Genomic DNA, 23,640 nt, shown 5'->3' with positions numbered 1-23,640 from the left:
AACAAACGGAGGACAATGTATGAATACGACGGCAGCCCTGATCGAAACCGAATACCGGCTTGGCGCGCATAATTACAAACCGCTCGACGTGGTGCTCTCGCGCGGCGAAGGCGTCTATGTCTGGGACATGGAGGGCAATCGCTACCTCGACTGCCTCTCGGCCTATTCGGCCGTCAACCAGGGCCACTGCCATCCGAAGATCCTGAAGGCGATGATGGAGCAGGCGCAGAAGCTGACGCTGACCTCGCGCGCCTTCCGCAACGACCAGCTCGCGCATTTCTACGAAGAGATCGCAGCCCTCACCGGCTCGCACAAGGTGCTGCCGATGAACTCCGGCGCCGAAGCCGTCGAAACCGCCGTCAAGGCGGTGCGCAAGTGGGGCTACGAGGTCAAGGGCGTGGCCGAGAACCAGGCCGAAATCATCGTCTGCTCCAACAACTTCCATGGCCGCACCATGGGCATCGTCGGCTTCTCCACCGACCCGGATGCCCGCACCGGCTTCGGTCCTTTCGCACCGGGCTTCAAGGTCGTGCCCTTCGGCGATATCGAGGCTTTCCGCGCTGCGATCAATGAGAACACCGTTGCCTTCCTCGTCGAACCGATCCAGGGCGAAGCGGGCGTTATCGTTCCGCCTGTCGGCTACTTCACGACCGTTCGCGAGCTCTGCACGAAACATGGCATCACGCTGATCCTCGACGAAATCCAGACCGGGCTTGGCCGCACCGGCAAGCTGCTCGCCGAAGAGCACGAAGCCATCGAGGCCGACGTGACGCTGATCGGCAAGGCGCTCTCTGGCGGCTTTTACCCGGTTTCGGCCGTGCTTTCGAACTCCGAAGTATTGGGCGTCCTGAAGCCGGGCCAGCACGGTTCGACCTTCGGCGGCAACCCGCTCGCCTGTGCCATCGCCCGGGCGGCGCTGAAGGCGCTGACGGACGAAGGCATGATCGAGAACTCAGCCCGCATGGGCGAGCGCTTCCAGAAGGGCCTCACCGACATCCGCTCCAACATCATCAAGGAAGTTCGCGGTCGCGGCCTGATGCTGGCGGTCGAGCTGGTGCCGGAAGCCGGTGGCGCCCGCAAGTATTGCGAAGCGCTGAAGCAGCTGGGTATCCTTGCCAAGGACACCCATGGCGACACGATCCGCATTGCGCCGCCGCTAGTGATCACCGCTGAACAGGTCGACTGGGCCGTGGAACAGTTCGCAAAGGTTCTCGCCTCCGCCTGACCCCAAGGCTCCAATCTGTACTCCTTCGCCCCGGCATCGACCGGGGCGAAGGTCTTAAGCACTTGCAAAAGCAAGTCCAAAAGCAAGTCTTAACGAATCCCGGCCTATAGTCTCTTCCCAAAGCGCAAAGCGGTTCCTCCGCGCATGATGCAGCTGCGCCCCGCCGGATGTGATCGGCGGACTGTAAGGATCTCTCCCCAACGGACCATCGCCGCGCTCCCATGCGCCGGCAACCTTGCGGAGATATCTCGAGTTTGGCGGTGTCGCGCCCATGGGCGTCGACCGGAAAGCTGGAAGGACCTTCGATGACAAGCACACTCAGGACGGCCGGGTTTGACGGCGAGACGCTGGAGATCATTGCGTTCCGCCTCCACGATCAGGAATTCTGCGTCAAGACGACGACGATCCGCGAGATCCGCGGCTGGGCGCCCTCCACCCCCATTCCCCATTCGCCGCCGGAAGTGATCGGTGTCATGAACCTGCGCGGCACGGTGATCCCGATCATCGATCTTGCCCACAAGCTCGGCATGAAATCGACGACGGCCAACGAACGCAGCGCCATCGTCGTCGCCGAAGTGCACAACATGGTGATCGGCCTCGTCGTCGATCGCGTCTCCGACATCCTCACCGTTCAGGGCAGCCAGGTGCAGCCGGTGCCGGAAGTGACAGCGTCCTTCGACAAGAGCTTTGCCGAAGGCATCATCGCCAACGAGAACGGCATGATCTGCTTCCTCAACCTGGCGCGCATGTTCAAGGAACGTGAAGTCGAAGAACTGGCCGCCTGAGGTAACCCTGAGGTAGCAGACGAACGACATGAGGGCCGCCCTACGTGCCGTGGGGCGGCCTTTCTTATTGGCGGCAGACCCAGATCGCACGCCAGTAGATTAGAAAAGCAGGATCAACTAATTCAACTAAAATTGGATATACGAGTTTTTACAACTGAAATTTGATAGTTGCTATTTTAACACCTGCTTAATAGTCCTGTTACTAACCTAGATTGTAGAAACACGGCGCCTTGGGCATGAAGCCCGGTAGTTCGAACTCCCCTCACGAAGCACGAATTCGCTGACCCGGTGGGCCGGCGTAGGACGACCTGACATTTTTCGGCAGGCCGGTATTTGTCTTAGTCCGGGAATTGCGCCGCTTTGGCCCCGCAAACCCTGTCAAAGAAGGCACGAGGCCCCGGCTTGAGCCAACAAACGAGATCAGAGGGTTACGATGTTCGCTCTCGGTAAAATTGCAGATGCGCGCCAGATCGTCGCCGCGCTTTCGAAGTCGCAGGCCATCATTCAGTTCGACCTGACCGGCAAGATCCTGACCGCCAATGAGAACTTCTGCCAGGCGCTCGGCTACGGCCTTTCGGAAATCGTCGGCCAGCACCATCGCATGTTCTGCCCGGCCGACTACACCCAGACGCAGGAATACCGCGACTTCTGGGCCCGCCTCGGGCGCGGCGAGTTCGACGCCAATGCCTACAAGCGCATCGCCAAGGGCGGCCGCGAAATCTGGATCCAGGCGACCTACAATCCTGTGTTCCGCGGCGGCAAGCCGTACAAGGTGGTGAAGTTCGCAACCGACATCACCGCCGCCAAGGCACGGGCAACCGAGGATGCCGGCAAGCTCGACGCGATCTCCCGCTCGCAGGCGGTCATCGAGTTCACACCGACAGGCGAAATCCTGACGGCCAACGAGAATTTCTGCGCCGCACTCGGCTACAGCCTCTCGGAAATCCAGGGCAAGCATCACAGCATATTCTGCGAACCGAATTACGCCCGCACCGCCGAATATGCCGACTTCTGGAAACGTCTCGCGGCCGGCGAGTTCTTCTCCAACGAGTTCGTGCGCTACGGCAAGGGCGGCAAGGAGATCTGGATCCAGGCGGCCTACAACCCGATCCGCGACTTCAGCGGCAAGGTCTACAAGGTCGTCAAGTTCGCGACCGACGTCAGCGAGCGCATGAGCGCGATCAATAGCCTCGGGGCCGGCCTGAGGGCGCTCGCAGAAGGTGACCTGACTAGAAACCTCGACACGCCCTTCGTGCCCAGCATGGAAGCGGTGCGGACCGACTTCAACGGGGCGACCGCCAAGCTGCGTGAGGCGATGCGCACCGTCGGCGACAATGCCAGCGCGATTGCTTCCGGCGCTCGCGAAATCCGCTCAGCGGCCGACGATCTGTCGAAGCGCACGGAACAGCAGGCGGCCTCCGTCGAGGAAACCGCAGCAGCGCTCGACGAGATCACCACGACGGTTACCGACTCCAGCCGCCGGGCCGAAGAGGCGGGCGGCCTGGTGGCCAAGACCAAGGCCGGCGCCGAACGCTCCGGCAATGTGGTCAAGAGCGCCATCGGCGCGATGGGCCAGATCGAACAGTCGTCCCGCGAAATCTCCAACATCATCGGCGTCATCGACGACATCGCCTTCCAGACGAACCTCCTGGCGCTCAACGCCGGCGTCGAAGCGGCACGCGCCGGTGAAGCCGGCAAGGGCTTCGCGGTCGTCGCCCAGGAAGTGCGCGAACTGGCGCAACGCTCCGCAAGTGCGGCCAAGGATATCAAGGCGCTGATCGGCACCTCCACCGAACACGTCAAGAACGGCGTGTCACTGGTTGGACAGACGGGTGCTGCGCTCGAAGAGATCCTCACCCAGGTCCAGGAGATCAACGCCAACGTCTCGGCCATCGTCGAGGCCGCCCGCGAACAGTCGACCGGCCTCAAGGAGATCAACCAGGCGGTCAACTCGATGGACCAGGCAACGCAACAAAATGCGGCGATGGTCGAGGAAAGCACGGCCGCAAGCCACGCCATGGCTCGCGAGGCCGACGCCCTGCACGAACTGCTCCGACAGTTCCGCTACGGCGAGCAAGCCCAGATCATCGACGCGAACCGCCATCTCGAAGACCGCGCGCAGCCGACCCGGCTCCACGCAACAGCCCGCGCCATGCGCAGCGGCCAACGAACAAGCCTTGCTGCGGCACCGGCCGCGGATGGCTGGCAGAATTTCTGAGCGCACATCCCTGCACCCCGCGCTCGGGAATGGGGAAGGCGGCTACCGGTAGCCGCCTTCCCTTAAATCTTTTCAGACGTGGCAATTGCTTGGAAAACGCCCTGTCCGCAGAGAGCGGAGAACCTGCGGGGATGATGAACGCAGGCTAGCTAGGCGGCTTCCGGACGCTTGATCTTTGCCGCCGCTTCCAGCACCAGCGGCGTCAGCCCCTCGCCGCCATTGTCGATGTGCTCGAACAATTTCCGCCGCATGCGTGGCTCCCAATATTTGTTGATATGGGTGGCAACGCCCTGGGCCGCCTCGCTCTGCGGCTGGCTCTTGAAGAAGGTGGCGATCTGGTTCGCCATGTAGATCAGCTTGGCATTGGTGTTGTCATGCGACATCGGCGACAGCTCCGGACTTGATTCGTTCGGCATGGGTGAAAATCTCGAATTCGTCGCCGCGCACCAGCGCAATCAGCGTCATGCCCGCAGCCTCGGCCGTACGGATGGCCAGCGACGTCGGCGCCGAGATGGCGATGATCACGGGGCTGCCGACGACCGCCGTCTTCTGTACCATCTCGACGGACACGCGGCTGGTGACGACGACGGCGCCTTCGCTTCCCCTAAAACCGGCGCGCGCGGCCGCACCCACCAGCTTGTCGAGCGCATTGTGCCGGCCGACATCCTCTCGGACCGCGATCAGGCCGCGTCCAGGCACATAGAAGGCGGCACCATGCACGGCACGCGTCTCGAAATGCAGCGGCTGCTGGCCGTTGAGCAGCGCCACGGCGGAGACGACATCCTCCTGCGACAGCGTCAACTTCGACCGGGAAACATCAGGCGTCGGCCGCACCGCCTGCTCGATCGATTCGATGCCGCATAGGCCACAGCCGACCGGACCCGCCATGTGCCGGCGACGCTGGCGGAGCATGTCGTTCTCTTCGTCCTCAAGCACAATCTGCAGGTCGATGCCAAGATTGCCGGCCACCGTCTCGGCGACGATCTCGACCGATTCGATCTGGCCGGGATCCGTGATGATGCCCTCGGTCAGGCTGAAGCCGACGGCGAAGTCTTCAAGGTCGCCGGGCGTCGCCATCATCACCGCATGGGTCGAGCCGCCATAGCTGAAGGCGACCGGCGTCTCCTCCGGCACGGTGCGCGAACCGTCCCGAAGCGCGCCGTTGCGGCGGGCGGCCTCGGGAACGGTTGTCGATGTCCTAAACGTCGCCATGGTCGGTCGCGGCGAAAGACATTACTCCGCCGCCTCCAGCTTGCCGGAAATCCGGCGCGACTGGCGGGCCTGCTCGTCATAGTCCACCTGCCAGTCCGAAGGCCCGTTCGACGGCATCACCTGCACCGCCGTCACCTTGTATTCCGGGCAATTGGTCGCCCAGTCGGAGAAGTCTGTCGTGATGACGTTCGCCTGCGTCGTCGGGTGGTGGAAAGTGGTGTAGACGACGCCGGGCGCCACACGATCGGTGATCAGCGAACGCAGGGTCGTTTCGCCCGAGCGGCTGGCGAGCCGTATCCAGTCACCGTCGCGGATGCCGCGCTGCTCCGCATCGTGCGGATGGATCTCCAGCACGTCCTCCGCATGCCAGACAACGTTGTCGGTGCGCCGTGTCTGGGCGCCGACATTGTACTGGCTGAGGATACGGCCGGTGGTGAGCAACAGCGGGAAGCGCGGACCGGTGCGTTCGTCGGTCGCCACATATTCGGTGCGGATGAACTTGCCCTTGCCGCGCACGAAGCCGTCGACATGCATGATCGGCGAGCCCTCGGGATGCTTCTCGTTGCATGGCCACTGCACCGAGCCCAACTTGTCGAGATAGTCGTAGGAGACCAGCGCGAAGCTCGGCGTCGTGGCAGCGATTTCGTCCATGATCTCGGACGGATGACGATAGTTCCAGTTGAGGCCCATCGCCTGGGCGAGCTTCTGGGTCACTTCCCAATCGGCATAGCCGTTCTTCGGCGTCATCACCTTGCGCACCCGGTTGATGCGGCGCTCGGCATTGGTGAAGGTGCCGTCCTTTTCGAGGAAGGTCGAGCCCGGCAGGAAGACGTGAGCGTAGTTCGCCGTCTCGTTGAGGAAGAGGTCGTGCACGACGACACATTCCATCGCGGCAAGCCCGGCGGCCACGTGCTTGGTGTCCGGGTCGGACTGCAGGATGTCTTCCCCCTGGATGTAGATGCCCTTGAAGCTGCCGTCGACTGCGGCATCGAGCATGTTCGGGATGCGCAGGCCCGGCTCGTTGGAGATCTCAACACCCCAAAGCTTCTCGAAGGTCTCGCGGGTCGCATCGTCGGAGATGTGGCGATAACCCGGCAACTCGTGCGGGAACGAGCCCATGTCGCAGGAGCCCTGTACGTTGTTCTGACCGCGCAGCGGGTTCACGCCGACGCCTGGCCGGCCGATATTGCCGGTGACCATCGAGAGGTTGGCGATCGCCATGACCGTGGTCGAACCCTGGCTGTGCTCGGTGACGCCCAGACCATAATAGATCGCGCCATTGCCGCCGGTGGCATAGAGCCGGGCGGCACCGCGCACCAGTTCGGCCGGCACGCCGGTATAGGCTTCGGTCGCTTCCGGGCTGTGATAGGGCTCGGCGACGAAAGCCGCCCAGTCCTCGTATTCCGACCAGTCGCAGCGCTCGCGGATGAATTTCTCGTCGGCGAGGCCTTCGGTGACGATCACATGCGCCATCGACGTCAGGATCGCGACATTGGTGCCTGGCTGCAGCGGCAGGTGATAGGAGGCTTCGATATGCGGCGAGCGCACGATGTCGGTGCGCCTGGGATCGATGACGATCAGCTTGGCGCCCTCGCGCAGCCGCTTCTTCAGTCGTGACGCGAAGACCGGATGGCCGTCCGTCGGGTTGGCGCCGATGATGACGGCAACGTCGGTGAATTCGACCGAATCGAAATTCTGCGTGCCGGCCGACGTGCCGAAGGCCTGGCCGAGGCCATAGCCGGTCGGCGAATGGCAGACGCGGGCGCAGGTATCGACATTGTTGTTGCCGAAACCGGCACGCACCAGCTTCTGCACCAGATAGGTCTCTTCATTGGTGCAGCGCGACGAGGTGATGCCGCCGACGGAATCGCGGCCGTACTGATACTGGATCCGCCGGAACTCGGAGGCCACATGCGCATAGGCCTCCTCCCAGGTGACCTCGCGCCAGGGATCGGAGATCTTCTCGCGGATCATCGGGTTGAGGATGCGGTCCTTGTGGTTGGAATAACCATAGGCGAAGCGGCCCTTCACGCAGGAATGGCCGCGGTTGGCCTGGCCATCCTTCCACGGCACCATGCGCACCAGCTCCTCGCCGCGCATCTCCGCCTTGAACGAACAGCCGACGCCGCAATAGGCACAGGTCGTGACGACGGAATGTTCCGGCTGGCCGATCTCGATGACCGACTTTTCGGTAAGCGTCGCCGTCGGGCAGGCCTGCACGCAGGCGCCGCAGGAGACGCATTCCGACGACATGAAGTCTTCCGCCATGCCGGCCGAAACGCGGCTGTCGAAACCGCGGCCGCCGATCGTCAGCGCGAAGGTGCCCTGCACTTCCTCGCAGGCGCGCACGCAGCGAGAGCAGACGATGCACTTTGCCGGATCATAGGTGAAGTACGGATTGGATTCGTCCTTCGGCATCCACTTGGCGTTGATCTCGCCATTGTTGCGGGCCGTGACGTGGTTCTCGCCCTCATAGCCGTAGCGCACGTCGCGCAGGCCGACGGCTCCGGCCATGTCCTGCAGCTCGCAATCGCCATTGGCCGCACAGGTCAGACAGTCGAGCGGGTGGTCGGAGATGTAGAGTTCCATCACCCCGCGACGCACGTCCTTCAGCCGCGGCGTCTGGGTGGAGACTTCGATGCCCGCCGCCACCGGCGTGGTGCACGAGGCCGGCATGCCGGCGCGTCCCTTGATTTCGACGAGACAGAGCCGGCAGGAGCCGAAGGCATCCATCATGTCGGAGGCGCAGAGCTTGGGCACCTCGATGCCTGCGTCCATCGCCGCACGCATGATCGAGGTTCCCTCGGGCACCGTGACCTCGCACCCGTCGATCGTGAGCGTCACCAGCTTTTCGGACTTGGAAGCGGGAGTGCCGTAGTCGATTTCATGTATGAGAGACATGGTCTTCCTCCTCACTCCGCCGCTTCAACGCGCGGTGCCGGCTGAAAGTCATCCGGGAAATGGGTCATGGCGCTCATGACGGGATAGGGCGTGAAACCGCCGAGCGCGCAGAGCGAACCGAACTTCATGGTGTTGCAGAGATCGGCGAGCAGTTCGCGGTTTTTCTCCGGCTCGATGCCGGCCGCGATCTTGTCGGCCACCTCGACGCCGCGCGTCGAACCGATGCGGCAGGGCGTGCACTTGCCGCAGCTTTCGACGGCGCAGAATTCCATGGCGAAGCGCGCCTGATGCAGCATGTCGGCGGTATCGTCGAAGACGACGATGCCGGCATGGCCGATAAGGCCGTCACGCGCGGCAAAGGCCTCATAGTCGAACGGCGTGTCGAACAGAGCGCGAGGGAAATACGCGCCGAGCGGACCGCCCACCTGCACGGCCTTCACCGGCCGGCCACTCGCCGTGCCGCCGCCGATGTGATCGATGATCTCACCGAGTGCGAGGCCGAAGGCGGTCTCGAACAGGCCGGCATGCTTGACGTTGCCGGCGATCTGGATCGGGATCGTGCCACGCGACCGGCCCATGCCGAAGTCGCGGTAGAATGAAGCGCCCTTGTCCATGATGATGGGCACCGAGGCGAGCGAGATCACGTTGTTGATCACGGTCGGACAGTCGAACAGGCCCTTGTGGGCCGGGAGCGGCGGCTTGGCGCGAACGATGCCGCGCTTGCCTTCGAGGCTGTTGAGCAGCGCCGTTTCCTCGCCGCAGACATAGGCGCCGGCGCCGGTGCGCACCTCCATGTCGAAAGCCTTGCCGGAGCCGAGCACCGAAGCGCCGAGCACGCCGGCCTTGCGGGCGATCTCGATCGCCTCAGCCATCGCCGCGATCGCATGGGGATATTCGGAGCGGGTATAGATGAAGCCCTTGGTGGCGCCGGTCGCGATGCCTGCAATCGCCATGCCCTCGATCAGCACGAAGGGATCACCCTCCATGATCATCCGGTCGGCAAAGGTGCCGCTGTCACCCTCGTCGGCATTGCAGACAATGTATTTGCGCGCGCCCGCCGCCTCGAGAACCGTCTTCCACTTGATGCCTGTCGGGAAACCGGCGCCGCCGCGGCCGCGAAGGCCGCTCTCGGTCACCTGCGCGACGATCGCCTCCGGCGCCATGGCAATGGCGTTGCGCAGACCGGCAAGCCCGCCATGGGCTTGGTAGTCGTCGAGCGACAGGGGATCGATGATGCCGCAGCGCGCGAAGGTCAGTCGCGTCTGCTGCTTGAGGAAGGGGATCTCCTCGGTCTTCCCGACACAGAGCGCGTGGTCGCCGCCATCGAGCAGCCCGGCATCAAGCAGTGAACCGACATCGCGTGCCTTGACCGGACCGTAGGCGACGCGGCCTCCAGCCGTTTCCACTTCGACCAGCGGCTCCAGCCAGTGCATTCCGCGTGAGCCGTTGCGTATGATTGTCGCGTCGAGACCGCGGGCTGCGATCGTCTCGGCCATGGCCTTGGCGACCTTCTCGGCACCGAGCGCAATCGCCGCCGCGTCGCGGGGGATATAGATCTTCGTGGTCATCGCCGCGCCTCCTGAACGAGGGCCTCGAGATCAGCGGCATCGACCCGGGCATGCACCTCTCCGTCAAGCATGGCGGAGGGTGCGCAGGAACAGAGCCCGAGACAGTAGACCGGCTCCAGCGTCACCGCTCCGTCAGGCGTCGTCTCATGGAAATCGATGCCGAGCAGCCGCTTGGCGCGCTCGGCGAGCTGATCACCGCCCATCGACTGACAGGCCTCGGCGCGACAGAGCTTCAGCACATGGCGTCCGGCCGGATGCTCGCGGAAATCATGGTAAAACGTCATCACCCCGTAGACTTCGGCGCGCGACAGGTTGAGCTCGCGCGCGATAACCGGAAGGCACTCCTGCGGCACATAGCCGAACTCTTCCTGAAGTTCGTGCAGGATCGGCAGCAACGGCCCTTCAAGTCCCTTGAGCTCTTCGACGATGGCGAGCGTGGTCTCCGCGATGTCGGCACGCGGCTGATGGATGTTCAACGGGAGCCCTCCCGGCTCATGGGCTGGACGGCGACACCCGCAAACGGGTGACCGGTCCAGCCGACATTTCAATCCCTGGCGAAGGCCGTTCCTCGGCGGTCTCCGGCCATGATCAAAAAAGCTTCGCGCTTATGGCCCGATGGGTCAATAAGGCTGTTCCGTCGATCGATAGAAAAAATCTATTGAACCTGGTTTCGCTCACCCAGGATACGCGCCTCGTGCAACAGCGCCGAGACAAGCGGCGTAAACGGCTCACGATGGGTCGCAACCAGGCCGACCGTGTGACGGGCATCCGGCTCGACGATCGGGATCATCCGGATATCCTCATGAAAACCGAATGATTTCGCGACGTTGAACGGCATGATGCTGGCCCAGCGACCGGTCCGCACATGCGAAAAAAGCACGATCATCGAGTTCGATTCGAGCGTCGGCTTGGCGACGACGCCGGCCTCGGCAAAATGCTGGTTGACGATGCGGCGGTTCTGCATATCGGCCGTCAATAGACAAAGCCGAACGTCGCTAACCTCTTTCCACGTCACGCTTTCCCGCTCCGAAAGCGGCGTTCCGGCGGCGGTGACGAGGTGATAGCGCTCGACCTGCAGCGGAACGCTGGTCACCCGGCCGAGCGGCTCGTTTTCCAGATAGGTGAGACCGGCATCGATCTCGAGATTTTCGAGCAGCGCCAGAATCTGCAGCGACGTGGTCGACAGCACCGAGAAGGTGACATCAGGATGTTTCTCCTGAAATGGCGCGGTAATCATCGGCACCATCGCCAGCGTCGTCGGCACCGCGGCCAGGCGGATATGGCCGGAAAGACCCTTGCGCGCCGCCCGCATCTCCTCGCGCATGGTACGGGCATCGCCGACGATGCGGCGCGCCCATTCGAGCACACGCTGTCCCTCCGGCGTCAGTCCCTGGAAGCGCGACCCGCGGCTGACGAGCATGACGCCGAGTTGATCCTCGAGCTGGCGGATGGCGGCCGACAAGGTCGGCTGCGCTACGCCACACTCCTCCGCCGCGCGACCGAAGTGTCTTTCGCGTGCGAGAACGAGGAACATTTCCAGCTTGTCGATCATACGTGGCCTTTGGAGTTCTTGATTTTGCCCCTCACCCTAGCCCTCTCCCCGCGTGCGGGGAGAGGGGACGTGCCCCGATCCCGACGAGACAAACACCAGCGGCGCCGCAACATCCCTTCTCCCCGCCTGCGGGGAGAAGGTGCCGGCAGGCGAATTTGGGGCGAACGCTGAAGCAAGCACATATTGCTGCTTCCCACTCAAACGATCAGTTGGCCGCCGTTGACCTCCAGCACCTGGCCGGTGATGTAGCCCGACAGCGCATGCGAAGCGAGGAACAGATAGGCCGGCGCGCAATCTTCCGCCGTCCCGAGCCGGCCGAGCGGGATGGTCTTGCGGGTCGCCTCCAGTTTTTCCGGCGACGAATAGCGCTCGTGGAAGTCGGTGGTGATCGTGCCCGGCGAAACGCAGTTGACCCGGATGCCCTCGGGCGCGAGCTCGCGCGCCAGCGCCTTGGAATAGGTGGCGACGAAGGCCTTGCTGGCCGAATAGATCGAAGAACCGGCACTGCCCCCAGTCAGGGCAGAGATCGATACGGTGTTGACGATCGCCGGATGCGTACCCTTGCGCAGAAGCGGCAGCATCGCCCGCGTCATCTCGACGACCGCGGTCTGGTTGAGCTGCACGACGGTTTGGTACTGCTCGTCGGTCAGCTCTGCCGCCGGGAAGCGACCGACCATGGTGCCGGCATTGTTGATGAGGATATCGACGCTATCGAACTGGCCTCTGACCACCTCGGCCAGCCCCTCGACGCCACCGGGCGCCAGAAAATCCGCGGTGACGACATGCGCCCGGCCTTCCGTCGCCGCCGATTCGAGAAAATCGGGCAGATCGCCGATCGATCGGCCGGCATGGACGAGCACATGCGCGCCGCAATCCAGAAACTGCCGGGCAACCTCCAGCCCGATGCCGCGCCCGGCACCGGTGACCACAACGGTCATGCCCTTGAACAACGCCGGATGAAACATGTCCTTCCCCTCTTCATTCCTCAAACAGAGTCGCCCATCGGCGAAACGAATGCAACGCGCGCTGATCCTTTGGCCCGCAGCGAAAGCGATTTCATCGAAACCGCCGAATCTGAAATTGCATGGCTTTCGTTTTTGCATATTATGAAACAAAACGAAAATGGGGAGGACGGAATGTACCTGACAGGTCGGCAGGCGGAGATCCTGGAACTGGCAAAGAGCGACGGCCGGGTGCTCGTGGAGGAACTGGCGCAGCGCTTTTCCGTCACACCGCAAACCATCCGAAAGGACCTGAACGACCTCTGCGACGCCAAGATTTTGAACCGTATTCATGGCGGCGCGATCTTCCCGAGCGGCAAGGAAAACGTCAAATACGATGCCCGCCGCCAGATCGCAGCACCGGAGAAGCAGGCGATCGGCAAGGCGGCCGCCGAACTCATCCCCGACAACGCCTCGCTGTTCATCAATATCGGCACGACGACCGAGGCCGTGGGTGAAGCGCTGCTCGACCACAAGGAATTGATGGTCATCACCAACAACATCAACGTCGCCAACCGCTTGCGCGTGTTCCCCTCGATCGAGGTGGTGATCACCGGTGGCGTCGTGCGTGGCTCGGATGGCGGCATCGTCGGCGAGGCCGCCGTCGACTTCATCAAGCAGTTCAAGGTCGACTTCGCGGTCATCGGCGCCTCGGCGATCGACCATGACGGCGCGCTACTTGATTTCGATTTCCGAGAAGTGAAAGTCGCCCAGGCGATCATCGCCAATGCGCGCCATGTCATCCTCGTTTCCGACTCGACGAAGTTCGAAAGAACCGCGCCGGTGCGCATCGGCCATATCTCCCAGGTCCAGACCTTCATCACCGATCGCTGCACGCTTGAAAATGTCAGGAAAATCTGTGCCGAACAGGACGTTCGGCTGATCGAAACCGACGCCTGAAGGGAGCAAAGTAGGTACCCCTAAAGATTCGGGGCACATTCGTTTGACATTCGATATGTTTTCGTTTTAACTGATTTCGCTTTCGCTGATGCATCAATTTGTGCATCGCGAAAAGTGGAGGGGAAACAGCAGTGTCAGAGCAGGCAATCTACGACGTCTTCGTTATCGGCGGCGGCATCAACGGATGCGGCATCGCGCGCGACGCGGTCGGCCGCGGATACTCGGTCGCCTTGGCCGAAATGAACGATTTTGCCTCTGGCACGTCTTCCGGTTCCACCAAGCTCATTCACGGCGGCCTGCGCTATCTCGAGCATTATGAATTCCGCCTCGTGCGCGAAGCGCTGATGGAGCGTGAGGTGCTCTGGGCAATGGCGCCGCACGTCATCTGGCCGATGCGCTTCGTGCTGCCCTATCATAAGGGCGGTCTGCGCCCGGCCTGGCTCATCCGGCTCGGCCTCTTCCTTTACGATCACATCGGCGGCCGCAAGCTGCTGCCGGCAACGGCGACGCTGGACATGAACCGCGATCCGGCCGGCAAGCCGCTGAAGCGGCTGTTCAACAAGGCGTTCGAATATTCCGACGGCTGGGTCAATGACGCCCGCCTGGTTGTGCTCAACGCCCGCGATGCTGCCGATCGCGGCGCCGTGATCATGGCCCGCACCCGCGTCGTCTCGGCACGGCGCAACGGCGCGCTCTGGACCGTCGAGACCGAAAATCAGGCAACCGGCGAACGCAAGACCCTGCAGGCGCGCATGCTCATCAATGCGGCCGGCCCCTGGGTCGACGCGGTACTATCAGGCGCGCTCGGCAAGAACGACGTCCACAATGTCCGCCTCGTCCAGGGCAGCCACATCGTCGTGAAGAAGAAGTTCGACGATCCACGTGCCTATTTCTTCCAGAACCCGGATGGCCGCATCATGTTCGCCATCCCTTACGAGGAAGACTTCACGCTGATCGGCACCACCGATCGCGACTACACCGGCAACCCGGCGGATGTGCACATCAGCGATGCCGAGGTCGACTATCTCTGCAGCGCGGCGAGCGAATATTTCCTGGAACCGGTGACGAAGGACGATATCGTCTGGACTTATTCGGCCGTGCGCCCACTCTATGACGACGGCGCCAGCAAGGCGCAGGAAGCAACCCGCGACTACGTGCTGCGCGTCGAGGGCGACAAGGGTGCGGCACCGCTGCTCAACGTCTTCGGCGGCAAGCTCACGACCTATCGCCGCCTCGGCGAATCCGCGCTCGAAAGGATCGGCGAGGCGATCGGCGTCAAGGGCTCGAAATGGACCGCCGGGTCGAAGCTGCCCGGCGGGGACTTTCCGGCAGAGGGCTATGCCGACCAGGTCGCAAGGCTGCAAAAGCAATACCCCTTCCTTGCGCCTCAGCATGCCCGTCGCCTTGTGCGCCTCTACGGCACGCATGCAGCCACCCTCCTGGGTTCGGCGACGAGCGAAGCGGCCCTCGGTCGCCGCTTCGGCGCCGATCTCTACGAGGCGGAAGTCAAGTGGCTGATCGCCAAGGAATGGGCACGGCACGCCGAGGACGTGCTGTGGCGCCGCACGAAACTGGGATTGACGCTGACGCCCGGCGAGGCGGCGGCGCTGGAGGAATACATGCGGGGCGCGGCCGACGCAGCCGCGTGAGGATCCTCGCATTCTGAAGCATTTCCAGCCACGCGCAGCGGTTCTGCGTCCGGAAATGCGAAAAAGACGAGATGGAGCGTTTCCACGCCGGCTTGGAAACGCTCGGGAATGCCGACAGGCTGGGTGGAGAATTCAATGCTTGAAATGAAGAAGATATCCAAGGTCGTGGGCGGGGAGACGCATATCTACCCGACCGACCTGGTGCTGGAGAGGGGGTCGCTCAATGTACTGCTCGGCCCGACCCTGTCCGGCAAGACGTCGCTGATGCGGCTGATGGCCGGTCTCGACAAGCCGGCTTCCGGTTCGCTGATCTTCGACGGCATCGATGTGACGGGCCTGCCGGTGCAAAAGCGCTCGGTCGCCATGGTCTACCAGCAGTTCATCAACTACCCGGCGATGACCGTCTATGAGAATATCGCCTCGCCGATGCGCATCAGCGGCGCCGACACCGCGACGATCGACCGCGAAGTGCGCAAGGCCGCCGAGCTGCTGAAGCTGACGCCGTATCTCGACCGCACGCCGTTGAACCTGTCGGGCGGACAGCAGCAGCGCACGGCACTTGCCCGCGCCATCGTCAAGAATGCCGATCTCGTGCTGCTCGACGAACCGCTCGCCAACCTCGACTACAAGCTGCGCGAGGAACTGCGCGAGGAACTGCCGAAGATCTTTTCCGCCTCCGGCGCCATCTTCGTCTATGCGACGACCGAGCCTTCGGAAGCTCTGCTGCTTGGCGGCAACACGGCAGCCCTCAGCCAGGGCCGTATCACCCAGTTCGGCAAGACGATCGACGTCTATCGTCGTCCGGTCGATCTCATTACCGCCCGCACCTTCGCCGATCCGCCGCTGAACTGCATCGAACTCGTCAAATCAGGCGCAGCTTTCGCGCTCGACGGCAAGCCGGTGCTGACGGTGCCTTCGCATCTGACCGGCATTGCCGATGGTCCCTGCACCGTCGGCTTCCAGCCGCACCATATTTCGTTCGACCGTCCGCAAGGCAGCGGCGACGCACTCACCGTCAAGACCGCGATCTCCGAGATCGCAGGCTCGGAAAGCTTCATTCACGTCGGATTTGCCAATGCGCGCTGGGTCATGCTGGCGCCAGGCATTCACGACATCGAACCGGACGCGACCCTCGAGGTCTTCGTCGACACCCGTCATCTCATGGCCTTCGGGCCTGATGGACGCGCCATCGGCGGCGCGGCCTAAAGGGGGCGCTGGGAGGAAAACATGGCACGCATCGATCTCGAACATATCCGCCACGCCTACGGCGCCAAACCGAAGTCGGAGAACGACTACGCGCTGAAGGAAGTGCATCACGAATGGAACGACGGCGGCGCCTACGCGCTGCTCGGGCCGTCCGGCTGCGGCAAGACCACGCTACTCAACATCATCTCCGGCCTGATCAACCCGTCGGAAGGGCGTATCCTGTTCGACGGCAAGGACGTGACGCATCTTTCGACCCAGGAACGCAACATCGCCCAGGTGTTCCAGTTCCCGGTGATCTACGACACGATGACGGTCTACGACAATCTGGCCTTCCCCTTGCGCAACCGGCATGTGCCGGAGGCCGAGGTCGATCGCCGCGTCAAGGAGACGATCGAGATGATCGGTCTCGGCGGCTGGGCGAAGAAGACCGCCCGGGGCCTGACCGCCGACCAGAAGCAGAAGATCTCGCTCGGCCGTGGCCTCGTGCGCAACGACGTCAGCGCCATCCTCTTCGATGAGCCGCTGACGGTCATCGACCCGGAAATGAAGTGGGTGCTGCGCTCGCAGATCAAGCGGCTGCACAAGCAGTTCGGCTTCACCATGGTCTACGTCACCCACGACCAGACCGAGGCGCTCACCTTCGCCGACAAGGTCGTCGTCATGTATGACGGCCAGATCGTTCAGATCGGTACCCCGGCCGAACTCTTCGAGCGCCCGCGCCACACCTTCGTCGGCTATTTCATCGGCTCGCCGGGCATGAACGTGCTTCCCGTAAAGCTCGACGGCAACACCGCGACGGTCGGCGGCGAACACGTGGCGCTCAATTTCCAGCCCACGGTCAAGGCCGGCGCCAAGACCGAACTCGGCATCCGCCCGGAATTCGTCTCGCTCGGCCGCGAGGGCATGCCGGTCGCGATCACCAAGGTCGAGGACATTGGCCGCCACAAGATCGTGCGCGCCCGCTTCGCCGATCAGCCGATCTCGATCATCGTCGACGAGGATGGCGAGATCCCCGCCGATCCGCGCGTCCGCTTCGATCAGAAAGCCATCAACATCTACGCCGATTCCTGGCGCGTCGGCGAGGAGGCCTGACCATGGAAAAAACCTGGAACAACAAGGCCTGGTTCATGGTGCTGCCGGTTCTCGTGCTGGTCGCCTTCTCGGCCGTCATCCCGCTGATGACCGTCGTCAATTATTCGGTCCAGGACACCTTCGGCAACAACGCGTTCTTCTGGGCCGGCACCGACTGGTACGTGCAGGTGCTGACATCAGACCGTTTCTGGGACGCGCTCACCCGCAACCTGATCTTCTCGGCGATCATCCTTGCCATCGAAATCCCGCTCGGCATCATCATCGCCCTCAACATGCCGAAGAAGGGTCTCGGCGTCCCGGTCTGCCTCGTGCTGATGGCGCTGCCGCTCTTGATCCCGTGGAACGTCGTCGGCACCATCTGGCAGGTGTTCGGCCGCGTCGATATCGGCCTGCTCGGCCGCACGCTCGAAGGCATGGGCATCAACTACAACTACGTGCAGAACCCGGTCGCTGCCTGGGTGACGCTGATCGTCATGGACGTCTGGCACTGGACGAGCCTCGTCGTGCTCTTGTGCTATGCCGGTCTCGTGTCGATCCCGGACGCCTACTACCAGGCGGCCAAGATCGACGGTGCCTCGCGCTGGTCGGTGTTCCGTTACATCCAGCTGCCGAAGATGAAGCGTGTGCTCCTGATCGCTTTCCTGCTGCGCTTCATGGATAGCTTCATGATCTACACCGAGCCCTTCGTCGTCACCGGCGGCGGCCCCGGCAATTCCACCACCTTCCTGTCGATCGACCTCGTCAAGACGGCCATTGGCCAGTTCGACCTCGGTCCGGCGGCAGCGCTATCGATCATCTACTTCCTCATCATCCTGCTGCTCTCGTGGATCTTCTACACCGTGATGACCACGAGCGACGCGCAAGGCTGAGACAGGCGGGAGGAGAACCAAAATGCAAACACAACCGCTTACCGAACGCCTTTCCTGGCTGGTGCCGACGATCTACATCGTCTTCCTGCTCTTGCCGATCTACTGGCTCGTCAACATGAGCTTCAAGGAGACGAGCGAGATCCTCAGCACCTTCTCGCTCTGGCCGGTGAACCCGACCCTCCGGAACTATCAGGTGATCTTCACCGATCCGTCCTGGTACAACGGCTACATCAACTCGATCATCTACGTCGTGATGAACACGGTGATCTCGGTATCGGCAGCGCTGCCGGCGGCCTATGCCTTCTCGCGCTACCGCTTCCTCGGCGACAAGCACCTGTTCTTCTGGCTCTTGACCAACCGCATGGCGCCGCCGGCGGTCTTCGCCCTGCCCTTCTTCCAGCTCTATTCGGCCTTCGGCCTGATCGACACGCACATCGCCGTGGCACTTGCCCACTGCCTGTTCAACGTGCCGCTCGCCGTCTGGATCCTCGAAGGCTTCATGTCGGGCGTGCCGAAGGAAATCGACGAAACCGCCTATATCGACGGCTATTCGTTCCCGCGCTTCTTCGTGAAGATCTTCATGCCGCTGATCGCCTCGGGCATCGGTGTCGCCGCCTTCTTCTGCTTCATGTTCTCCTGGGTCGAACTGCTGCTAGCCCGCACGCTGACGACCACGGACGCCAAGCCGATCGCCGCCACCATGACCCGCACGGTCTCCGCCTCCGGCCTCGACTGGGGCGTACTGGCCGCTGCCGGCGTGCTCACCATCATCCCGGGCGCGCTGGTGATCTATTTCGTTCGCAACTACATCGCCAAGGGCTTTGCCCTGGGGAGGGTATGATGACCGCTCAACCCGTTCGCAAGGCCCGTTGGCAACTGCCCTTCGCCGCCGTTCTCGTCGTCTATGCGGCTGTCGCCGGGCTGCTCATGAGCATGCTGCCGATCAAGGACGGCGCCCGCGACTGGTTCGCGCCGCTGGTCGCCGGCGGCTGGATGGCCTGGTCGTTTCCGTCGGCCATGTTCTTCCTCACCATCTTCGCGCTGCTGTCGATGATGGCGGTCTGGGAATATGCCGCGCCGGGCGGAAACCCGCGCGTCGGCATCCTGCGCTTCGAGACGACACGGGGCGATCGCCTCTTCGTGTCGCTGCTCGGAAGCGCCTTCATTCACCTCGCATGGCTCGGTTTGGTCGGCGGGCAGAACCTGTGGTGGGCGCTCGCGCTCTCCCTGGTCTATGCCGTCGGCGTCTTCCGCTATGTCTGAGGCGAGCCGATTTGAGGGGCCGCGCGAGCGGCCCCTCAAAAGCTAAAGAACCGCATTCGCAAACCTAAGGGAGGGAATTATGCGACGGCATCTTTTGACTACGACGGCGGCCATGCTGCTGGCTTTCACCGGCACCGCTTTTGCCGGCATGGACGAGGCAAAGAAGTTCCTCGACACCGAAATCGGCGACATGTCCGCGCTCGACCGCGCGGCCCAGGAAGCCGAAATGCAGTGGTTCGTCGATGCGGCCAAGCCCTTCGCCGGCATGGAAATCAAGGTCGTTTCCGAAACGATCACCACCCATGAATACGAATCGAAGACGCTGGCCAAGGCCTTCGCCGACATCACCGGCATCAAGATCACCCACGACCTGATCGGCGAAGGTGACGTCGTCGAAAAGCTGCAGACGCAGATGCAGTCGGGCGAAAACGTCTATGACGCCTACATCAACGATAGTGACCTGATCGGCACCCATTGGCGTTACCAGCAGGCGCGCAGCCTGACGGACTTCATGGCCAATGAAGGCAAGGACGTCACCAACCCGAACCTCGACATCGACGACTTCATCGGCAAGTCCTTCACGACCGCGCCGGATGGCAAGCTCTACCAGCTGCCCGACCAGCAGTTCGCGAACCTCTACTGGTTCCGCTACGACTGGTTCAACGACGAGAAGAACAAGGCGGACTTCAAGGCGAAGTACGGCTACGACCTCGGCGTTCCGGTCAACTGGTCGGCCTATGAGGACATCGCCGAGTTCTTCACCGGCCGCGAAGTCGACGGTAAGAAGGTCTATGGCCACATGGACTACGGCAAGAAGGACCCGTCGCTCGGCTGGCGCTTCACCGACGCCTGGCTGTCGATGGCCGGCAACGGCGACAAGGGCATCCCGAACGGCAAACCGGTCGACGAGTGGGGCATCAAGGTCGACGAGAACTCGCGTCCGGTCGGCTCGTGCGTCGCCCGCGGCGGTGACACCAACGGCCCGGCTGCCGTCTACTCCATCCAGAAGTACCTCGACTGGATGAAGGCCTATGCACCGGCTGCTGCCCAGGGCATGACCTTCTCGGAATCCGGTCCGGTTCCGTCGCAGGGCGAAATCGCCCAGCAGATGTTCACCTACACGGCCTTTACCGCCGACTTCGTTAAGCCGGGCCTGCCGGTCGTGAACGAGGACGGCTCGCCGAAGTGGCGTTTCGCTCCGAGCCCGCACGGCGTCTACTGGAAGGACGGCATGAAGCTCGGTTACCAGGACGCCGGTTCCTGGACGCTGCTGAAGTCCACCCCTGACGACCGCGCCAAGGCCGCCTGGCTCTATGCGCAGTTCGTGACCTCGAAGACCGTCGACGTGAAGAAGAGCCATGTCGGCCTCACCTTCATCCGCCAGTCGACGCTTGACCACAAGAGCTTCACGGACCGCGCTCCGAAGCTCGGCGGTCTGATCGAGTTCTACCGTTCGCCGGCCCGCCTGCAGTGGTCGCCGACCGGCACGAACGTTCCTGACTATCCGAAGCTGGCTCAGCTGTGGTGGCAGGCGATCGGCGATGCATCCTCGGGTGCGAAGACCGCTCAGGAAGCCATGGACTCGCTGTGCGCCGAGCAGGAGAAGGTTCTCTCCCGTCTCGAACGCTCGGGCGTTCAGGGCGACATCGGTCCGAAGCTCGCCGAAGAGCATGACCTTGCGTACTGGAACGCCGAAGCCGTCAAGGCTGGCAACGTCGCTCCGCAGCTGAAGGTCGAGAACGAGAAGGATAAGCCGCAGACCATCAACTACGACGAACTGGTCAAGAGCTGGCAGAACTAACTAGAAGGCCGCCCCGCCGGGCGGCCTTTTTCTTTCAGGAGATGCGGCACCGGGGTCGGCAACGGCCCCGGTATTTCTTTGCCGGCAATCCCTGAGTGGCATGGCCGTGCCTACATCCGGACCAGCCGAAGGCGTCCGGACTTCTCGGACCGGCGCTTGTCGAAGATCGCCCGGACGGCGCGCGTCGAGCCGTCGTCCATCTGCACCGTCATGTCCATGTAGAGATGCTTGTCGACGATAGCGATCCGGATATCGAATGGCTGACCGCGATAGTGGCTGGTACCGTCCTCGCTCCAGCGACCGATCCCCTCGGCGCTATGGCCGCCTCCAGCGCGTCCGAGATGGACCACCGCGAACCATCCGTCCTTGCCCGTCACCTTCAGGACCGGACCGTTCCGCCCGATTTCGACCCAGCAGGTCCCGCAGGCGTCCGTTCCTGACGCAACCTGCTGCCACTTCCCCGGAAAGGTGGCGCCGTTGGCGCGCGCGGCAACCGGTGAAAGCGCGAAGGCGAGCGCCAACAGCACAGCGGGCAAACGCCAGAGGGCCAGTCTCCAAGATACCATCGATCATGATCCCAAACGAACAGCGCCGGAGCACCGGCGTAAGGGACCATCGCTGCTTCGCATTGCGGCTACGTTGCATGGTCTTCGGCCGCGCCAGGCTCGCCTGCAGCTTTCGTCAAGGCTCGCGACCTTGCGGCAACCGTTCCCGTCGCCAGCGCAACGTGACTGATTACCCCCGGATTCCGGAAAGTGTTTTCGCATTCGCGATACTTGCGACATTCTGCCTCGGCACGGAAAAATTGCGCTCCCCTGTTGGAGGACGGGGGAACCGGACTGGTCGACGTGATGGAAGGAGGAACCATGAGCGACGTTTCCAGCATACACCCGGTGGACGAGAAGCTGCCTGTGGGCAGGCTCGCGACACTTGGGATCCAGCACGTTCTTGTCATGTATGGTGGCGCCGTCGCGGTACCGCTTATCGTCGGCCGGGCATTGCAGCTCAGCCCCCAGGATGTCGCTTTCCTGATCTCGGCCGATCTCTTCGTCTGCGGCATCGTCACCATCATCCAGTCGCTCGGCATCGGTCGCGGCATCGGCATCCGCCTTCCCGTCATGATGGGCGTTACTTTCGCGTCTGTCGGCCCGATGGTTTCGATGGCGGCGATGACCCCGGGCCAGGAGGGCGCGCGCATGATCTTCGGCGCCATCATCGGCGCCGGCCTCGTCGCGCTGCTGCTCGCGCCGTTGATGGGCAGATTGCTCAAGTTCTTCCCGCCGATCGTCACTGGCACCATCATTCTCGTCATCGGCGTTTCGCTGATGCGGGTGGGCGTCAACTGGATCTTCGGCAATCCTTTCGGCCCGACGGCGCCGAAACTGGTCGACCCAGCCCATACCGAATGGCTGGCCGCGATAAAGACCGCGGCCGCCGCCGGCGGACCTGCTATTCCTGACGGTCTGGTGCTCGGCGCCACGGTGCCGAACCCGCGCTATGCGGAGCCCAGCCACATCGCGCTTGCCGCCTTCGTGCTTGTGTCCATCCTCGTCATCGCGCGCTTCGGCCGCGGATTGATCAGCAACATCGCGGTGCTGACCGGCGTCGTCCTCGGCTGCGTCGTCGCCGCCGCGCTCGGCATGATGCATTTCGACCGGGTGGCCGACGCCGGCTGGTTCGCAGTGGTCACGCCGCTGCGCTTCGGCATGCCGATCTTCGATCCGGTGCTGATCGCCACCATGTCGCTTGTGATGATCGTCGTCATGATCGAATCGACGGGCATGTTCTTGGCGCTCGGCGAAATGACCAACCGCGAGGTGTCGCAGCAGCAGCTGACGGCGGGGCTCAGGGTCGATGGCCTCGGCACGATGATCGGCGGCCTGTTCAACACCTTCCCCTATACGAGCTTCTCGCAGAATGTCGGTCTTGTCGGCGTCACCGGCGTGAAGAGCCGCTATGTCTGTGTGATGGGGGGCGTCATCATGATCGCGCTCGGACTGATCCCGAAGATGGGCGCTCTGGTGGAAGCGGTGCCGACCTTCGTGCTCGGCGGCGCCGGCCTGGTGATGTTCGGCATGGTGGCGGCCACCGGCGTGCGCATCCTGTCGACCGTCGACTTCAAGTCGTCGCGCAACAACCTCTTCGTTGTCGCCGTCTCGGTCGGCTTCGGCCTGATCCCATTGATCGCGCCGAACTTCTTGGTGTGGCTGCCGCATGCGATCCATCCGATCATCGAGTCCGGCATCGTGCTCGCCTCGATCTCGGCCGTGGTGCTCAACGCCTTCTTCAACGGTCTGAGCTTCGAAAGATCCGCGTCCGTCGACGCGGCCAAGCTCGCAGACAGCCACTGAGCATCGACGAAAGCATCTGCCCCGCCCCCCGAAAGGTGGGGCGGGGC

The 23,640-nt window shown here is 63.0% G+C and carries 20 protein-coding genes; 12 read left to right on the top strand and 8 right to left on the bottom strand.

Features of this window, described 5'->3' with window-relative positions:
* Nucleotides 1-19: 19 nt before the first annotated feature.
* The 3 genes from rocD to V7S54_RS13890 all read left to right on the top strand — a co-directional run bounded on the left by rocD (nucleotide 20) and on the right by V7S54_RS13890 (nucleotide 4,228).
* Nucleotides 20-1,225 (top strand): ornithine--oxo-acid transaminase, encoded by a 1,206-nt coding sequence (rocD, locus tag V7S54_RS13900; RefSeq protein ID WP_065374213.1) that lies wholly within the window; start codon nucleotides 20-22, stop codon nucleotides 1,223-1,225.
* 305 nt (nucleotides 1,226-1,530) lie between these two features.
* Nucleotides 1,531-2,010, top strand: a complete 480-nt coding sequence (locus tag V7S54_RS13895) for a chemotaxis protein CheW (RefSeq protein WP_057255050.1) — start codon at nucleotides 1,531-1,533, stop codon at nucleotides 2,008-2,010.
* Between the two features lie 433 nt (nucleotides 2,011-2,443).
* Nucleotides 2,444-4,228 (top strand): methyl-accepting chemotaxis protein, encoded by a 1,785-nt coding sequence (locus tag V7S54_RS13890; protein ID WP_065374212.1) that lies wholly within the window; start codon nucleotides 2,444-2,446, stop codon nucleotides 4,226-4,228.
* A gap of 149 nt (nucleotides 4,229-4,377) precedes the next feature.
* Here V7S54_RS13890 and V7S54_RS13885 read toward each other — a convergent pair whose 3' ends face one another.
* The 7 genes from V7S54_RS13885 to V7S54_RS13855 form a co-directional block, all read right to left on the bottom strand.
* Nucleotides 4,378-4,611, bottom strand: coding sequence for a formate dehydrogenase subunit delta (locus tag V7S54_RS13885; RefSeq protein ID WP_065374211.1), 234 nt, complete (start codon nucleotides 4,609-4,611; stop codon nucleotides 4,378-4,380).
* Nucleotides 4,601-5,440 (bottom strand): formate dehydrogenase accessory sulfurtransferase FdhD, encoded by an 840-nt coding sequence (fdhD, locus tag V7S54_RS13880; protein WP_065374210.1) that lies wholly within the window; start codon nucleotides 5,438-5,440, stop codon nucleotides 4,601-4,603. Before fdhD ends, V7S54_RS13885 begins: the two co-directional genes overlap by 11 nt.
* Nucleotides 5,441-5,461: 21 nt before the next feature.
* Complete coding sequence (gene fdhF / locus V7S54_RS13875; protein WP_065374209.1) at nucleotides 5,462-8,341, bottom strand: formate dehydrogenase subunit alpha; 2,880 nt, start codon at nucleotides 8,339-8,341, stop codon at nucleotides 5,462-5,464.
* 11 nt (nucleotides 8,342-8,352) lie between these two features.
* Nucleotides 8,353-9,909 carry a formate dehydrogenase beta subunit gene (locus V7S54_RS13870; protein ID WP_065374208.1) on the bottom strand — a complete coding sequence of 519 codons (1,557 nt, stop codon included), beginning with the start codon at nucleotides 9,907-9,909 and terminating at the stop codon, nucleotides 8,353-8,355.
* The gene (locus V7S54_RS13865; RefSeq protein ID WP_057255044.1) at nucleotides 9,906-10,385 is read right to left on the bottom strand and encodes a formate dehydrogenase subunit gamma; all 480 of its coding nucleotides are present in this window, start codon (nucleotides 10,383-10,385) and stop codon (nucleotides 9,906-9,908) included. The genes V7S54_RS13870 and V7S54_RS13865 overlap by 4 nt, the downstream gene beginning before the upstream one ends.
* A 179-nt stretch (nucleotides 10,386-10,564) precedes the next feature.
* Nucleotides 10,565-11,461, bottom strand: coding sequence for a LysR family transcriptional regulator (locus V7S54_RS13860; RefSeq protein WP_065374207.1), 897 nt, complete (start codon nucleotides 11,459-11,461; stop codon nucleotides 10,565-10,567).
* Between the two features lie 197 nt (nucleotides 11,462-11,658).
* The gene (locus V7S54_RS13855; protein WP_065374206.1) at nucleotides 11,659-12,426 is read right to left on the bottom strand and encodes an SDR family NAD(P)-dependent oxidoreductase; all 768 of its coding nucleotides are present in this window, start codon (nucleotides 12,424-12,426) and stop codon (nucleotides 11,659-11,661) included.
* 171 nt (nucleotides 12,427-12,597) lie between these two features.
* Here V7S54_RS13855 and V7S54_RS13850 point away from each other — a divergent pair, with 171 nt between their 5' ends.
* The 8 genes from V7S54_RS13850 to V7S54_RS13815 all read left to right on the top strand — a co-directional run bounded on the left by V7S54_RS13850 (nucleotide 12,598) and on the right by V7S54_RS13815 (nucleotide 21,242).
* Nucleotides 12,598-13,362: a DeoR/GlpR family DNA-binding transcription regulator gene (locus V7S54_RS13850; RefSeq protein ID WP_065374242.1), complete on the top strand. Its 765-nt coding sequence runs from the start codon at nucleotides 12,598-12,600 to the stop codon at nucleotides 13,360-13,362.
* Nucleotides 13,363-13,493: 131 nt separating this feature from the next.
* Entirely contained in the window at nucleotides 13,494-15,011 is a 1,518-nt protein-coding gene (gene glpD, locus V7S54_RS13845; RefSeq protein ID WP_065374205.1) for a glycerol-3-phosphate dehydrogenase, read from the top strand.
* Nucleotides 15,012-15,146: 135 nt separating this feature from the next.
* A complete protein-coding gene (locus tag V7S54_RS13840; RefSeq protein ID WP_065374204.1) occupies nucleotides 15,147-16,217 on the top strand; it encodes an ABC transporter ATP-binding protein in 1,071 nt (356 codons plus the stop codon).
* A gap of 21 nt (nucleotides 16,218-16,238) precedes the next feature.
* Entirely contained in the window at nucleotides 16,239-17,309 is a 1,071-nt protein-coding gene (locus V7S54_RS13835; RefSeq protein ID WP_065374203.1) for an ABC transporter ATP-binding protein, read from the top strand.
* 2 nt (nucleotides 17,310-17,311) lie between these two features.
* A complete protein-coding gene (locus tag V7S54_RS13830; protein ID WP_057255038.1) occupies nucleotides 17,312-18,178 on the top strand; it encodes a carbohydrate ABC transporter permease in 867 nt (288 codons plus the stop codon).
* Between the two features lie 22 nt (nucleotides 18,179-18,200).
* Nucleotides 18,201-19,019, top strand: coding sequence for a carbohydrate ABC transporter permease (locus V7S54_RS13825; RefSeq protein WP_057255037.1), 819 nt, complete (start codon nucleotides 18,201-18,203; stop codon nucleotides 19,017-19,019).
* Complete coding sequence (locus V7S54_RS13820; RefSeq protein ID WP_336408442.1) at nucleotides 19,019-19,441, top strand: DUF2160 domain-containing protein; 423 nt, start codon at nucleotides 19,019-19,021, stop codon at nucleotides 19,439-19,441. The genes V7S54_RS13825 and V7S54_RS13820 overlap by 1 nt, the downstream gene beginning before the upstream one ends.
* Nucleotides 19,442-19,520: 79 nt before the next feature.
* A complete protein-coding gene (locus V7S54_RS13815; RefSeq protein WP_065374202.1) occupies nucleotides 19,521-21,242 on the top strand; it encodes an ABC transporter substrate-binding protein in 1,722 nt (573 codons plus the stop codon).
* A 110-nt stretch (nucleotides 21,243-21,352) separates the two neighbouring features.
* Here the strand turns inward: V7S54_RS13815 and V7S54_RS13810 are convergent, their stop codons facing one another.
* On the bottom strand, nucleotides 21,353-21,808 hold the full coding sequence (locus V7S54_RS13810; protein WP_141679377.1) for a hypothetical protein: 456 nt from the start codon (nucleotides 21,806-21,808) through the stop codon (nucleotides 21,353-21,355).
* A 300-nt stretch (nucleotides 21,809-22,108) separates the two neighbouring features.
* Here V7S54_RS13810 and V7S54_RS13805 point away from each other — a divergent pair, with 300 nt between their 5' ends.
* Nucleotides 22,109-23,593: a nucleobase:cation symporter-2 family protein gene (locus tag V7S54_RS13805; RefSeq protein WP_065374200.1), complete on the top strand. Its 1,485-nt coding sequence runs from the start codon at nucleotides 22,109-22,111 to the stop codon at nucleotides 23,591-23,593.
* Nucleotides 23,594-23,640 lie beyond the last annotated feature (47 nt).

The sequence above is a fragment of the Ensifer sp. CCNWLY38 genome, assembly GCF_037120565.1.
GTDB classification, from domain to species: domain Bacteria; phylum Pseudomonadota; class Alphaproteobacteria; order Rhizobiales; family Rhizobiaceae; genus Ensifer; species Ensifer adhaerens_H.
Note: the sequence above shows the minus strand (reverse complement) of the source record. Positions and strands in the feature narration are given on the sequence as shown.